Raw genomic sequence first — 14,342 nt, 5'->3', positions numbered from 1 at the left:
TAAAGTTTAATTCGTTTTATTTAATATATACGTTTTAACTGCCGCGTTGTGTTGCTTTAACGTGGTTGAAAATTGATGACTGCCATCGCCCTTCGCCACAAAATAAACATACTGTGTTTTAGGCGGATTAAGCGCTGCTAAAATAGCCGCTTTTGAGGGCATGGCAATGGGTGTTGGCGGCAGCCCTTTAATGCGATACGTATTATAGGGTGTGTAATCGCGTAAATCTTTTCGTTTAATGTCACCATCAAAACTCTCTCCTAGGCCATATATTACGGTGGGATCGGTTTGTAGGCGCATATTTGCGTTTAATCTATTTATAAAAACGGCGGCTATTAACGGGCGCTCACTGGCAAGGCCTGTTTCTTTTTCGATAATAGAGGCCATGATAAGTGCATCATATGCGTTTTTATACGGTAGGTTTTCTGCACGTTGTGGCCATGCTTGCTCAAGTGTTTGCTGCATTTTAACGGCCGCACGTTTTAATAAACTACTGGCAGTATCACCGCTGTGATAATGATACGTATCTGGAAACAACCACCCTTCTAAATGGCCTTTTTCACCTACTATTTGCTGCGCCAGTTGCTCTGTATTTAAGTTATTAGTTAAATGCGGCGCACTACTAATGGCTGCTATCACTTCGCGTAAGTTTTGCCCTTCGATAATAGTAAAGCTAAAACTGATTTGCTCACCGTTGTTTATTTTTTTTATATTATTAATAACGCTTGTATTCGTTAGCTCGTACAAGCCGGCTTTTAAGTCGGTTAGTGTTGGGTCAAGCTTTGCAATTACTTGATAGCGCCAGCAGCTTTTTAACCAATTATTAGCTTGCCATTGTTTACATAGCTGGTTAAAGCCCATGCCTTTTTTAACTTCAAACTGGGTAGGCGTTGTTATATTTAGCGGGCTAGTTATTGTTGCTTGTAATTGCTGATACCCTACTAGCGTTGTAACTAAAGCTAACAATAATACCGATAAAATAACTTTTAACACTTAGCCTCCTTGGCTAATAATTCATTTAATAAACACATGCTTTGCTCAACATTAAATGTATGTTGTTCTATACGATTAACGGGCACAGCGCCCATTAAGCTATTACAAATAAATGCAGCACTAGCTTGGGTTAATTCATTTAGGCTTACTTGCTTAAATTCAACCGCTAATTTATCACATAACGATTGCAGATAAACCCCTTTAATACCGCATTGCTCAAGGCTTGGCGTATATACCTTATTATCACGAATAGCAAAAATATTAGCTGCCGAGGCTTCAATCACATTGTTTTGATGATCGAGTACTAAAACATCGTCACATTGCTGTTTTGCCATGGCGTTTTTAATCAGCACTTGTTCTAGTCGGTTAAGTGTTTTTAAACCAGCTAATAAAGGTTGGGCTGCTAATTTTATTGGGCTTAGGGCTAAACTCACCCCTGTTTTTGCTAATGCTGGGTAGCTTTGAGGAAACTCTAACACGGTAATTAAAATGGTTAAATGGGTGTGTTGCGGCAATCCATAGCCCCGCCCACCTTCTCCGCGGGTGATCACTATTTTAAGCACATTTAATTGGCAGCCAGTAATCGCCTTTGCAATATGTTGCTCAAGCTCAGTAAAGTTAATTGCAGGAAACGCTAAGCGTTCTGCGCATTCTACCAAACGTGCTTTATGGTACTGCCAATGCTCTACCTGCCCTGCAATTACTTTGGCTGTGGTAAAAAAACCATCACCGTAGTTAAGGCCTCTATCGCGTGTATTAATCGAACTTGTATCATCGGTTGTTATTATTGTTTGCATATTGAATGGCTTGCATAAAAAAAGCCCAGTTAAACAACTGAGCTCTTATAATGTGGTTCGTTGTTAAAAAGGATTATACCTTTTTAAATAGCAACGAGCCATTAGTCCCACCAAAACCGAATGAGTTACACAATGCAAAGTCAAGTTTTGCATCACGTGCAGTGTGGGCTATGTAATCTAAGTCACAGCCTTCATCTGGGTTGTCTAGGTTAATGGTGGGCGATACTTTTTGATCGGCCAGCGATAAAATAGAAATAATAGACTCTACAGAACCCGCAGCACCTAATAGGTGTCCCATCATCGATTTAGACGAGCCTACCATTACATCTTGCGCTGCACTGCCAAAAATAGTTTTAACAGCTTGCGTTTCGGCTTTGTCGCCTGCATTAGTAGATGTACCGTGTGCGTTAATGTAACCAACTTGGTCTGTATTTACTTGTGCATCGTTTAATGCATTTTGCATAGCAAGTGCCGCACCTGCACCGTCTTCCGGTGGCGAGGTCATGTGATACGCATCACCGCTCATACCAAAGCCAACAAGCTCAGCATAAATTTTAGCGCCACGGGCTTTAGCGTGTTCATACTCTTCTACTACAACAACCCCTGCACCATCAGATAGTACAAAACCATCGCGGTCTTTGTCCCACGGACGCGACGCAGCTTGCGGGTCGTCGTTACGGGTAGAAAGCGCACGTGCAGCATTAAAACCACCCATACCAATAGGTGTACAGGCTTTTTCTGCGCCACCGGCAACCATCGCATCGGCATCGCCGTAAGCAATCATACGCGCTGCATGGCCAATATTGTGCAGGCCTGTAGTACACGCCGTCACAATAGAAATATTAGGACCACGTAAACCATGCATCATTGATAAATGGCCCGAGATCATATTAATAATGGTTGATGGCACATAAAATGGAGAAAGCTTACGTGGGCCACTGTTAAGTAGCTTTATGTGGTTTTCTTCAATTAGGGTCAATCCACCAATGCCTGAGCCTACAGCAACACCAATACGTGTTGCGTTTTGTTCAGTAACTTCAAGGCCTGAGTCTTGAAAGGCTTGAACACCCGCTGCAATGCCGTACTGAATAAATAAGTCCATTTTTTTAGTATCTTTCGCCGACATGTATGCAGTTGCATCAAAGTCATTTATGAGTCCAGCGAATTTAGTACCAAATTTTGATGTATCAAAGTGGGTTATATTTTGTATACCACTTTTACCATCTAATAAGCCTTGCCAGGTAGATTGCACATCATTACCTAGCGGCGTCAACATTCCTAAGCCAGTTACGACGACTCGACGTTTAGCCACGGTTTGCCTCCAATAAGGGATATTTAAACCAATTGATTAAAATAGTATTACTTTAGTAAGCCGTTTAACTCACTAAGTTTAAATCTATTGGCATTACAAAGGGAATTCATACCCAAGCGACCTCAAAGTGCGAGTCTCAAATTCAACTAAAGATGTGCTATTACAAATGAATGCAGTAGAGAGTAAAAGCAGGTGAATTTGAATCATGAACTTTGAGGTGGTTTGGATATATAGATTAAAGGCAGCGAATGCTGCCTTTAATATGCGATTAATTACTCAGCGTGAGCTGATACGTAATCGATTGCAGATTGTACTGTAGTGATCTTTTCAGCTTCTTCATCTGGGATCTCAGTATCAAACTCTTCTTCAAGAGCCATAACTAGTTCAACAGTATCAAGAGAATCTGCACCTAGGTCGTCTACGAAAGAAGCTTCGTTTTTAACTTCTTCTTCTTTAACACCTAGCTGTTCGATGATAATTTTTTTTACGCGTTCTTGGATATCGCTCATTCTTCTTTCCTTTATTAAAAACGCCAATGCGTTATTTTCAGATTGCGGCGTAGTTTACGCCGCATAATTCTCTGATTCAATGATTTGACCATAAATAATTGTCTGGTCAAACCTCTGAGTGTTTGTTTTGTCTTTTATCGCTTATTTTCACAGCGATTTCAAGTATGTTTAAAGCAAGATCATAAAAATTTCAATGTTTTTGAGGTCACTTACTTAAGTTATTTTTAGCATTTACTTTTAACAATGGCGGTTAAACCATGTACATCGCGCCATTTACATGCAAAGTCTCGCCAGATACATACGCAGCCGCGTCAGATGCTAAATAACACACTGCCGCTGCTATTTCATCAGGCTGACCTAATCGACCTGCTGGTACATTAGCAAGGGTGGCCGCTTTTTGATCTTCTGTTAGCTCATCGGTCATATCAGTTTGAATAAAACCAGGGGCTACTACATTTACTGTTATGCCGCGTGATGCAACTTCGCGTGCAAGCGATTTAGAAAAGCCAATAACACCCGCTTTAGCCGCCGCGTAGTTAGCTTGCCCTGCATTACCCATAGTGCCCACAACTGAGCCAATATTAATAATACGGCCGTTCTTTTTCTTCATCATTGGGCGTAATACCGCTTTAGATAAACGGAAGATAGAGCTTAAGTTAGTGTCGATAATATCGTCCCACTCACCGTCTTTCATACGCATTAATAAATTATCACGGGTAATACCTGCGTTATTTACAAGTACGTCAACATCGCCTAAGTCGGCTTTTATTGCTGCTAATGTAGCCTCAATCGATGCAGGATCGGTTACGTTTAAAGCATAACCCTTACCGTTATCACCTAAGTAATCGCTAATTTTAGCCGCGCCTGACTCACTCGTAGCAGTACCTGCTACTTTTGCGCCTTGGGCTACTAAAGTGTTTGCAATTGCTTTACCAATACCACGGCTTGCGCCAGTAATTAGGACAACTTTGCCCTCTAATGAAAATAAATTAGTCATTTTATATTCTCTTATTTTGCAGCGTCGATAGCAGCAGCGTCATTTACTGAGCCACATACCATTGCTTTATCAATTCGTTTTGCAAGGCCAGTTAATACTTTACCTGGGCCAAATTCGTAGCTTTGCGTAATACCTTGAGCAACTAAAGCCTGTACTGTTTCTGTCCAACGAACTGGGCTGTATAGTTGACGTACCAATGCATCTTTAATTGCATCAGCCGAGCTTTGTGCTTTTACATCAACATTATTAATTACATCACACTTAGGTGTATTAAATGTTAAAGCGGCTAAATCGTTGGCAAGTTTTTCAGCCGCTGGTTTCATTAGTTCACAATGTGAAGGCACGCTCACACTCAGTGGTAAGGCACGTTTTGCGCCGGCATCTTTACACGCTTGTGAAGCTCTATCAACAGCAGCTTTATGCCCTGCAATAACCACTTGCCCTGGTGAGTTATAATTTACCGGTGAAACAACTTCGCCTTGTGCAGACTCTTCACATGCTGTTTTTATTTGCTCATCGCCTAAACCAATAATGGCAGCCATAGAGCCTACGCCCGCAGGCACAGCTTCTTGCATGTATAAGCCACGGTTTTCAACAAGTTTTACCGCTTCACCTAGGCTAATAACCTCACTACATACTAATGCAGAGTATTCACCTAAGCTGTGACCAGCCATGACCACATCCACATCTGGGTTTGCAGCTAACCAGTGGCGGTAAATTGCCACGCTTGCTGTTAATAAAGCAGGTTGAGTGCGGTGAGTTTGATTAAGTTCTTCTTCTGGGCCATTTAGTACAAGCGCTGCTAAATCGTAGCCAAGTGCGCTTGACGCTTCGCTAAAGGTTGCTTTTACAATGTCAGAGCTCTCTAGTAGCTCGCTTAACATGCCAACGCTTTGTGAGCCCTGACCAGGAAATAGAAGTGCAATTTTTTGTGCCATACTTTGCTCTTTTTAATTAAACAAAAATTTAGTGTAACTACGGCACCTAAACGTTATTCGGCCGCCGAGTTTTTAGAATGTGTTTTTTCGAAAATAGCGGCTATTTTATCTGGAAGTTGACGTTCAACCTCTTTTACCGCTTCATCGATTGCAGCTTGAAATGCTTTTGCTGATGCATTTCCATGGCTTTTAACGACAATACCGCGCAATCCTACCAGAGAAGCACCGTTATACTGGTCGGGGTTCACCCGATTATAGAGTTTTTTTATGATAGGACTTAAAATAAACGCCATGCATTTGTAAATTAAGTGCTTTTCTAAGGCGCTTGTAAACTTTTTCATGATCAGTTTAGCAATACCTTCGCAGGTTTTTAATGCAACGTTTCCGACAAACCCTTCACACACAATGACATCGGCTTTCCCCGAAAAAATATCACTGCCTTCACTGTAACCCGTGTAATTAATATAAGGGCTTTGCTGCATAAGCTGCGCTGCTTGCTTTATGCCTTCATGGCCTTTTATGTCTTCAGAGCCAATATTAAGTAAACTCACTTTTGGGTTATCGCAGCCAAGTGCTTGGCCTGCTACTACCGAGCCCATAATGCCAAATTGATAAAGTATTTCTGAATCACAATGCACATTAGCGCCTAAATCAAGCAGATAAACTGGATTTTTTCGCTCTGTAGGAACGGCCGATATTAATGCGGGGCGTTTAACGCCAGGCAGCATTTTTAATACGTAATGAGCCATAAAAAATAAAGCGCCGGTGTTACCCGAGCTTACACAGGCTTGTGCTTCACCCGATTTAACTAAATCAAGGGCGACACGCATAGAGGAGTCTTTTTTAGAACGCACAGCTAAAGCGGGTTCGCAGGCATTAGTGACAACTTCGCTGCAATGGCGAATAATTAAACGTGGGTGTGAAAGCGAATCGAGGGATTCTAATTGATTAGTAATTACTTGCTCGTTGCCACATAAAATGAGTGTTAAATTGGCATGAGCATTTACTGCGCAAACGGCAGCGGGGATAGATGAACGGGGGCCATAATCGCCCCCCATCATATCTAACGCTATGGTTAGATTAGTCAGCATAAAGCAATCTCTTAGTTAGAAATTACTTGAACGCCTTTGTAGTAACCGTCAGCAGTTACATGGTGACGACGATGAGTCTCACCTGAAGTTTGGTCAACTGTTAAAGTTGGACCGTTGATCGCATCGTGTGAACGGCGCATGCCGCGTCTTGCACGAGACTTTTTGCTTTTTTGTACAGCCATTAGTCTTCTCCTAAGAATCTTTCTTAAGTTGTTTCAAAATATCAAATGGATTTGGTTTATCATCTTCCGCCTTTAGTACACCAAAGCTAGCAGGCTTTGATGAGTAATTGCACGAAGCTTCGTTGTGTGTAGGCACTAATGGCACTGCTAAAATTAGCTCGTCTTCGATTAACTCAAACACGTTAATTTCACCGTTTTCATCAAGCGCTACTTCATCGTAGACTTCAGGAAGATCATCTGACTCAGCATCCAAACCAACAGGCGAATACATAAAGTCTTGATCCAAATCCAACCCTAAATCATCATTACAACGCTGACAAGTTACAGTTACGTGTGTAGACAAATTGCCAGTAATCACAACTAAACCTTGCTCATCGGTTTTGCACTGAATTTTTACCGCTATTTCACCTACTTCTTCCTGTACAACACCTCGTAAACGAGCAAGTTTTTCAAGCGGTACAATACCATCGTAAGTTAAACGGTGTTGCGCTGCTTTCCCAGGATGAAGAGTGATGGGAATTTTTACCTTTTGCATAGGGGCTGCATCATATAGATAGTTAATTGGTTAGTCAAAGCAAAAAAGCATTTTTACATGGTTTTTCACGTGTTTTCATTACGGATCTGATTTATCCTAACTCAAACTAATTTTAATTAGGATAATAATTTATGAAGCACCCGCTTATATTAGCGTCAAGCTCGCCATTTAGGCAGTCTTTATTGCAAAAATTTAATCTGCCATTTAGTACTTTTTCGCCTGATATTGACGAAACCGCCATACCAAACGAACCCCCTGAGCAACTTGTTAAGCGCCTAAGCGAGCGCAAAGCGCGTGCCGCTTGCGATCATTTTGTTAAAGGCCTTGCAATCGGCTCCGACCAAGTGGCCGTATTTGATGGGCAAATACTTGGTAAACCTCATAATAAAGAAAACGCCATAAAGCAGCTTTCTTTGTTTAGCGGCCAAACTGTCACGTTTTTAACAGGCCTGTGTGTTTACGATATTGCTAGCGATAAAGCAAAAACGTTAATAGAGCCTTTTGAGGTAGTATTTAGAGCACTCACCAAAGAGCAAATAGAAGCCTACTGCGATGCAGAGCAGCCATATAACTGTGCTGGGAGCTTTAAAAGTGAAGGATTAGGGATTTGCTTATTTGAAAAATTAAACGGAGACGATCCTAATAGCTTAATAGGCTTGCCTCTTATTAAACTCAGCCAGCTATTGGCTGAGTTTAATCTCGACATACTCGCCGCTCAACCTTAGCCAAGTAGTATGCGTTGCAGCTGCTGGTAATTATCAACGGTTGCAACGGGGCTAAACTCACTTAGCTGCGCTGCACTGTGTACGCCCATGGTAACGCCAATTCTATCTATGTTGGCTGCCTGTGCCATGGCCATATCTATTTTGGTATCCCCAATCATGAGTGCTTCGTCGGCATTTATTGCTAATTCAGCTAATAGTTGTTCAAGCATATCGGGAGAAGGTTTAGAGCGTGCTTCATCACTTGTGCGCGTGGCACTAAAGTAATGCCCTAACTGAGTTTGCTCTAATAAACGCATTAAACCATCACGCCCTTTACCTGTGGCAATCGCTAAAATAACCCCTTGTGCTTTTAACGCACTTAGTACATTTTCTACATTATCAAATACAGGAGTGGCAGTCGTATCAACACGGTATTGCTGTTTATAGCCGTTAATTAATGCGGGATGGTGCGCTACGTCCTCAGGAAATAGCACCTCAATAGCAAGTTCAAGCGACATACCAATAATATTTTTAATTGCAGTGTCGCTCGGCGGCTCAATATTAAGCGCCAGCGCACTGTGACGAATACAATTAACAATTTTGCTAATTGAGTCCATTACAGTGCCATCCCAATCAAAAATAACCAGTTTATATTTTTTTAATACAGCGGTGGTCATTACGCTTTAGCATCTCTTAATTTTAAAATACAACTTTTAAGTGCGTTATCAAGCGGTGCCTCTACACGCATGGTAGTTTCGTTTTTAGGGTGATAAAAGCTTAAATCGTGGGCGTGTAAAAATAAGCGGTTTAAGCCTATTTTGCGCATTGATACATCAAACCCTTGGTCGCCGTATTTATCATCGCATGCAATAGGGTGGCCTTTACACTGTGTATGAACACGAATTTGGTGAGTACGTCCAGTCACAGGTGAGGCTTGCACTAACGAGCACTCGTTAAAACGCTCAAGTACTCTAAAGCGAGTATGTGAAGGTTTACCTTCGTTATTATCTACACGCACCACGCGCTCGCCCGACTTGAGGGTGTTTTTACGCAGCCCTTCAGTTACATTTTTAACCGACGAATCCCACTGCCCTGTTACCAACGCCCAGTAATTTTTTTCCATTGTTTTTTCACGCAGCTGCTCATGCAATGCGGTAAGTACCGAGCGACGCTTTGAAATTAATAAACACCCCGATGTGTCTCTATCAAGCCTATGTACTAGCTCTAAACTGCGCTCATCTGGGCGTAATACGCGTAGTGCTTCTATTAAACCGTAGCTTAAGCCACTGCCGCCATGTACAGCCATACCCGAGGGCTTATTAATTACAATAAGGTATTTGTCTTCAAAGAGTATTGCGTCTTCTAATTGCTTTACTTTATCGAGCTTTTTAGGCACAAACTCTTCGCGCTCTGCTACTTTAATTGGCGGAATACGCACTACATCATCAAGCTGTAATTTGTAAACGGGCTTAATACGCTTTTTATTAACGCGTACCTCGCCTTTGCGTAAAATTTTATAAACAGCGCTTTTAGGCACCCCTTTTAAATGGGTAATAAGAAAGTTATCAATACGCTGACCTAAATGGTCTTCGTTGATTGTGACAAAAGTTACTTGTAAGCCGGTTTTTTCTGACATTGCCTAATCACTGATTTAAGTAAAATAATTTAGTTGCTAACACGGTTATAATAGTGGGATAATCAGCAGCGCAAATATTTAGTATTTGCAAATAACAACGGTGCTTTTTAACACATTAAAACATTCGTGATGCACATTCTGGGTAGCCGATCATACAGATCCGAGTTAAGTTTTCCAAAGCTTTTATGCCTACTCAGTTAACACGTGCGATCAACTAACAGTAATGCGCGTAATATATTACTGGTTAAGTTTGAACATGAATTTACATTTAATGTAAAAATAAAAGCAATGAACAAATAATTTGTTTGATAGTGACGACGTAAAAACGTTGTTCAGCATTTGCTCACACGTAGTACCGTATAGCAGCTTATTTAGAACTAAAAATCTAGCAAATAAGCGTTTATTAACATTCGGCAGCGAACTTTGCTCGCAAGTACTTAGAAAATACTCATCGTATTTAAGTTACTTAACGAGCCCTACGCGCCTAACATAAACGTACTAAAAAGATTGATATGACAGGCCAACTTCTGGGTAAAACTTGTAAAGAGCGTAAGAGCCGACAGTTTTAGCACCATAAAGAATTTAATAACGTAAGCGTACGTTATTGTTAGCCAGCATTTAAAAAATACTGCATACACATTACAGAGCGTTCCGTTACAGACCCAGTCGTGAGGCTGCACATTCTAAAAAAAGGAACAACTGAACAGGCGAACACGTTTCGTCATGTCAGCGACAAAAAATAAGTAGAGTAACAATATGAAACGTATGCTAATCAATGCAACGCAGCAAGAAGAAATGCGCGTAGCACTGGTTGACGGCCAGCGCCTATATGATTTAGATATAGAAAGCCCAGGTCACGAACAGAAAAAAGCCAATATTTATAAAGGCAAAATCACACGCATTGAACCCTCTTTAGAAGCGGCTTTCGTAGATTACGGCGCCGATCGTCATGGTTTCCTTCCTTTAAAAGAAATTGCCCGTACTTACTTCCCACAAGGTTACACTTTTCATGGACGCCCAAATATTCGCGACGTGATTAAAGAAGGCCAAGAAGTAATTGTACAAGTTGATAAAGAAGAGCGCGGCCAAAAAGGTGCAGCCCTTACTACCTTTATCAGCGTAGCGGGTAGCTACTTAGTGCTAATGCCAAACAACCCTCGTGCAGGCGGTATTTCTCGTCGTATTGAAGGCGATGAGCGTACAGACCTTAAAGAAGCACTTAGCCGATTAGAACTTCCTAAAGGTATGGGCTTAATTGTACGCACAGCAGGTGTTGGCAAATCGTTTGAAGAATTAAACTACGATTTAAAAGCACTTTTAGTACATTGGGATGCAATTCAACAAGCAGCCGACAGTGCTAAAGCACCGTTTTTGATTCACCAAGAAAGCAATGTAATTTTCCGCGCTATTCGCGATTATTTACGTCGTGATATTGGTGAAATCTTAATTGATAAACCACGCGTATTTGAAGAAGCTAAAGCGCACATTGAGCGTTTTCGCCCTGACTTTATGAGCCGCGTAAAGCTTTATCAAGGCGACACGCCATTGTTTACGCATTACCAAATTGAAAGCCAAATTGAGTCTGCGTTCCAACGTGAAGTACGTTTGCCTTCAGGTGGCTCAATTGTAATTGACCCAACAGAAGCGCTTACCTCTATTGATATCAACTCGTCTAAAGCAACAAAAGGCGGAGATATCGAAGAAACAGCACTGAATACTAACTTAGAAGCAGCTGATGAAATTGCTCGTCAATTACGTCTTCGCGACTTAGGTGGCTTAATTGTTATCGACTTTATCGATATGACACCGCCACGCCATCAGCGTGAAGTAGAAAACCGCTTAAAAGATGCCGCTCGTCCAGATCGTGCGCGTGTACAAATCGGTAAAATTTCGCGCTTTGGTTTACTTGAAATGTCGCGCCAGCGTTTGCGACCTTCACTAGGTGAAGCAAGCCAAGGCCCATGCCCACGTTGTAGCGGCCAAGGTACTATTCGTTCTAACGAGTCTATCGCCTTGTCTATTTTGCGTTTAATTGAAGAAGAAGCAATTAAAGACAACACAGCACAAGTAAATGCACAAGTGCCTGTAGCGGTTGCCGCTTATTTATTAAACGAGCAGCGCAGAAGCGTTCATCGTATTGAAAAACATCATAAATGTGATGTGGTTATTATTCCTAATCAACACATGGAAACACCGCACTACGAAGTGATGCGTTTACGTAAAGACGAAACACTAGAAACAGTAAGTTACGAGCAAGTTGTTGCACCTGAGCCAGAATCGTTCGAAATGGCTAAACCAGCAGCTGCGCCTGTTCGTGAAGAGCCGATGCTTAAAGGTGTTGTTATGCCTTCAACGCCAGCGCCACAAGCTAAAGTAGACAAACCAGCAGCGCCTGTTGCTGTACCTAAGGTTGAAGGTGGCCTATTAGCTGCTATTGGTAATTGGTTTAAGTCGTTATTTGCTGGTGAAAGCGAAGAAGAAAAGCAAGCAAAAGAAAAAGCTGAGCAAGAAAAGCAACAGCAAACACGTAATAACAATCGCCGTGGTAACAGTGATAACCGTCGCCGCAATAACAACCAGCGTCGTCGTAATAACTCTCGCTCTAAACCTCGTGGTGAACGTCCTGCTGAAGAAGAAGTGAAAACTGAATCTACCGCGAACGAAAGCCAAGAGAAAAACGAGAACCGCAATAAGCGCCGTCGTAATCCTAACTCGCGTAAGCGTAACGATAACCGTAATAACGACAATCGTACCGCCGACAAAGAGCAAGTTAAAACAGACGCAAAAGCGAATGAAACTGAGGCTAAGCAAAACACTGAGCCTAAAGAGCAAAAGCCAAAAGTTCGCCGTCAACGTCGTAATGTTCGTAAAAAAGTACGTATCCAAGATGAAAATACTGAGCAAGTAAAAGCATCTGATACGACTGAGCAAGCGCAGCAAAGCACTGAAACAGCTAAAGTAGAGCAGCCTAAAGAGCAAGCGCCAGCAGCAAAGCAAACTGCAAATGAGCAAAAGTCAGAGCAAACAAAACCTGCACCTGTGAAAGAGCAAGCGCCTAAGGCACAACCTGAGCAAGAAGAAAAGCCAATAGCTGCAGCGTCAACTGACGAAGCAAACTCTGAAGATGAGCAAGGGCAAACACGTACGCGTTCACGCCGTTCTCCTCGTCACCTTCGCGCTTCGGGCCAGCGTCGCCGTCGTCCTGAACAAGGTGAAGCTACAGAAGAAAAAGCAGATGAAGCTCCGGCATTTGTGCCAGTAGCAGATCAAGCTGCCGCTGAGTATGAGGCAGAGCTAAAAGCAAAAGCTGAACAGCCAACCTCAAACGATGCATCAGAAAATGTTGAGCAAGCGTTAGCTGTAGAAGACTTAGCTAAAGTTGAAGCTGCTCCTAAAGCAGAGCAACCAACAGCCAATGACGATGCAGTACAAACTGTTGACCCAGAAACAGCTGAAGAGCCAGTTGTTGTTACTGAGCAACCAATAACAACATCTGAGTCTGTTAAATCAGAGCCTGAAGTAGCTGAACAACCAGCAACACCAGAGCCTGTTAAAGCAGAGCCTGAAGTAGCTGAACAACCAGCAACACCAGAGCCTGTAAAAGCAGAGCCTGAAGTAGCTGAGCAACCAGCAACACCAGAACCTGTTAAAGCAGAGCCTGAAGTAGTTGAGCAACCAGCGAAACCTGAGCCTGTTAAAGCAGAGCCTGAAGTAGCTGAGCAACCAGCGAAACCTGAGCCTGTTAAAGCAGAGACTGAAGTAGCTGAGCAAAAAGATGCCAATGCAAAAACAGTTATTAGCAAAGGGGCTGCAAGCGCACCTATGGCTCAACCGACACCAGTTGCTGATAGCGACGTAAAGCATACATCAGTTGCCATGGCACACGATAAACGTGAGTTAGTTCCTGATAGTGGCTTACGCGCAGGGTCAATTAAACCTGCAGGTCGTGCTAGTTCAGACATGACTAAAACAATGAGCGCTGAGTAACCCTTAGCCTCATTAAAAAGCCGCGCTATGTAAAAATAGCGCGGCTTTTTTGTTTTAATACCTGTCTTGTCCTGAAATGTGTTTTGTCATTTACCCCTCTTTCGCTTCTCTTTGTGCAATAGATTTTTAAGTGTTTTTATTAGTAAAAAATTAAAAAAACCAAAACGCTGATTCTCGCGTGAGCAAGCTTCACGCCTACGGGCGAAATTTCATACAGTGAATTTAAAATTGTACACTCAGCTTGTTGGTGTGACGGGCAAAGCCCGTAATAAAGGCATATTCACAAAGAGGATAAGAGACGCTGCGCTTTTAGAGTGAGTAATAAAGCTAAACAAGCTAATTTGAAAGAGCTAATAAACAATAGCCTGTATTTTCTCATTTACTCCTCTTTCACTTCTCTTTGTGCAATAGATCTTTAAGTGGTTTTAATAGCCAGCAGAACTTTAACACCGTGAATAATATTAAATTGTAGACGCACAACTTGTTGGCGTGACGGGCAAAGCCCTTAATAAACGCATATTCACAAAGAGGATAAGAGACGCAGCGCTTTTAGAAGGAGTAATAAAGCTAAAACAAGCTAATTTAAGAGGGCTCAGCTAATAAATAATGGTTTGTATTTTCTCATTTACTCCTCTTTCACTTCTCTTTGTGCAATAGATCT

General features: G+C 42.0%; 13 protein-coding genes. 2 read left to right on the top strand and 11 right to left on the bottom strand.

Annotation, left to right across the window (positions count from 1 at the left end; genetic code table 11):
- Positions 1-6: 6 nt before the first annotated feature.
- The 9 genes from mltG to yceD all read right to left on the bottom strand — a co-directional run bounded on the left by mltG (position 7) and on the right by yceD (position 7,354).
- Positions 7-993 carry an endolytic transglycosylase MltG gene (gene mltG, locus AN390_RS05795; RefSeq protein ID WP_004587693.1) on the bottom strand — a complete coding sequence of 329 codons (987 nt, stop codon included), beginning with the start codon at positions 991-993 and terminating at the stop codon, positions 7-9.
- Positions 987-1,790, bottom strand: coding sequence for an aminodeoxychorismate lyase (gene pabC / locus AN390_RS05790; protein WP_055253205.1), 804 nt, complete (start codon positions 1,788-1,790; stop codon positions 987-989). Before pabC ends, mltG begins: the two co-directional genes overlap by 7 nt.
- 73 nt (positions 1,791-1,863) lie before the next feature.
- Positions 1,864-3,102, bottom strand: coding sequence for a beta-ketoacyl-ACP synthase II (gene fabF / locus AN390_RS05785; protein ID WP_055253204.1), 1,239 nt, complete (start codon positions 3,100-3,102; stop codon positions 1,864-1,866).
- Positions 3,103-3,374: 272 nt separating this feature from the next.
- Positions 3,375-3,611, bottom strand: coding sequence for an acyl carrier protein (acpP, locus tag AN390_RS05780; RefSeq protein ID WP_004587690.1), 237 nt, complete (start codon positions 3,609-3,611; stop codon positions 3,375-3,377).
- 250 nt (positions 3,612-3,861) lie between these two features.
- Positions 3,862-4,608: a 3-oxoacyl-ACP reductase FabG gene (gene fabG, locus AN390_RS05775; protein ID WP_004587689.1), complete on the bottom strand. Its 747-nt coding sequence runs from the start codon at positions 4,606-4,608 to the stop codon at positions 3,862-3,864.
- Positions 4,609-4,619: 11 nt separating this feature from the next.
- Positions 4,620-5,546 carry an ACP S-malonyltransferase gene (fabD, locus tag AN390_RS05770; protein WP_054982359.1) on the bottom strand — a complete coding sequence of 309 codons (927 nt, stop codon included), beginning with the start codon at positions 5,544-5,546 and terminating at the stop codon, positions 4,620-4,622.
- Between the two features lie 53 nt (positions 5,547-5,599).
- The gene (plsX, locus tag AN390_RS05765) at positions 5,600-6,637 is read right to left on the bottom strand and encodes a phosphate acyltransferase PlsX (protein ID WP_004587687.1); all 1,038 of its coding nucleotides are present in this window, start codon (positions 6,635-6,637) and stop codon (positions 5,600-5,602) included.
- A gap of 11 nt (positions 6,638-6,648) precedes the next feature.
- Entirely contained in the window at positions 6,649-6,819 is a 171-nt protein-coding gene (gene rpmF / locus AN390_RS05760) for a 50S ribosomal protein L32 (RefSeq protein ID WP_004587686.1), read from the bottom strand.
- Between the two features lie 10 nt (positions 6,820-6,829).
- The gene (gene yceD / locus AN390_RS05755) at positions 6,830-7,354 is read right to left on the bottom strand and encodes a 23S rRNA accumulation protein YceD (protein ID WP_055253203.1); all 525 of its coding nucleotides are present in this window, start codon (positions 7,352-7,354) and stop codon (positions 6,830-6,832) included.
- Between the two features lie 131 nt (positions 7,355-7,485).
- On the opposite strand from yceD, the gene AN390_RS05750 reads away from it, so the two are divergent.
- A complete protein-coding gene (locus AN390_RS05750; RefSeq protein WP_055253202.1) occupies positions 7,486-8,079 on the top strand; it encodes a nucleoside triphosphate pyrophosphatase in 594 nt (197 codons plus the stop codon).
- On the opposite strand, the gene AN390_RS05745 is transcribed toward AN390_RS05750, so the two are convergent.
- Positions 8,076-8,735 (bottom strand): HAD-IA family hydrolase, encoded by a 660-nt coding sequence (locus tag AN390_RS05745; protein ID WP_055253201.1) that lies wholly within the window; start codon positions 8,733-8,735, stop codon positions 8,076-8,078. The two genes, AN390_RS05750 and AN390_RS05745, sit on opposite strands and share 4 nt — an antisense overlap.
- Positions 8,735-9,694, bottom strand: a complete 960-nt coding sequence (gene rluC / locus AN390_RS05740; RefSeq protein ID WP_004587682.1) for a 23S rRNA pseudouridine(955/2504/2580) synthase RluC — start codon at positions 9,692-9,694, stop codon at positions 8,735-8,737. The genes AN390_RS05745 and rluC overlap by 1 nt, the downstream gene beginning before the upstream one ends.
- 756 nt (positions 9,695-10,450) lie before the next feature.
- Here rluC and rne point away from each other — a divergent pair.
- The gene (gene rne / locus AN390_RS05735; RefSeq protein WP_055253200.1) at positions 10,451-13,681 is read left to right on the top strand and encodes a ribonuclease E; all 3,231 of its coding nucleotides are present in this window, start codon (positions 10,451-10,453) and stop codon (positions 13,679-13,681) included.
- The last annotated feature ends 661 nt before the right edge of the window (positions 13,682-14,342 follow it).

This window comes from Pseudoalteromonas sp. P1-11, from assembly GCF_001399995.1.
In the GTDB taxonomy this organism is placed as follows: Bacteria; Pseudomonadota; Gammaproteobacteria; order Enterobacterales; family Alteromonadaceae; genus Pseudoalteromonas; species Pseudoalteromonas atlantica.
This window is presented reverse-complemented; position numbering and strand designations above follow the sequence as displayed.

What these genes read in the sequence shown, in the direction of transcription:
- pabC (WP_055253205.1), bottom strand. Translation starts at nt 1,790, where the DNA reads ATGCAAACAATAATAACAACCGATGATACAAGTTCGATTAATACACGC.
- acpP (WP_004587690.1), bottom strand. Translation starts at nt 3,611, where the DNA reads ATGAGCGATATCCAAGAACGCGTAAAAAAAATTATCATCGAACAGCTA.
- fabG (WP_004587689.1), bottom strand. Translation starts at nt 4,608, where the DNA reads ATGACTAATTTATTTTCATTAGAGGGCAAAGTTGTCCTAATTACTGGC.
- fabD (WP_054982359.1), bottom strand. Translation starts at nt 5,546, where the DNA reads ATGGCACAAAAAATTGCACTTCTATTTCCTGGTCAGGGCTCACAAAGC.
- plsX (WP_004587687.1), bottom strand. Translation starts at nt 6,637, where the DNA reads ATGCTGACTAATCTAACCATAGCGTTAGATATGATGGGGGGCGATTAT.
- rpmF (WP_004587686.1), bottom strand. Translation starts at nt 6,819, where the DNA reads ATGGCTGTACAAAAAAGCAAAAAGTCTCGTGCAAGACGCGGCATGCGC.
- yceD (WP_055253203.1), bottom strand. Translation starts at nt 7,354, where the DNA reads ATGCAAAAGGTAAAAATTCCCATCACTCTTCATCCTGGGAAAGCAGCG.
- AN390_RS05750 (WP_055253202.1), top strand. Translation starts at nt 7,486, where the DNA reads ATGAAGCACCCGCTTATATTAGCGTCAAGCTCGCCATTTAGGCAGTCT.
- AN390_RS05745 (WP_055253201.1), bottom strand. Translation starts at nt 8,735, where the DNA reads ATGACCACCGCTGTATTAAAAAAATATAAACTGGTTATTTTTGATTGG.
- rluC (WP_004587682.1), bottom strand. Translation starts at nt 9,694, where the DNA reads ATGTCAGAAAAAACCGGCTTACAAGTAACTTTTGTCACAATCAACGAA.
- rne (WP_055253200.1), top strand. Translation starts at nt 10,451, where the DNA reads ATGAAACGTATGCTAATCAATGCAACGCAGCAAGAAGAAATGCGCGTA.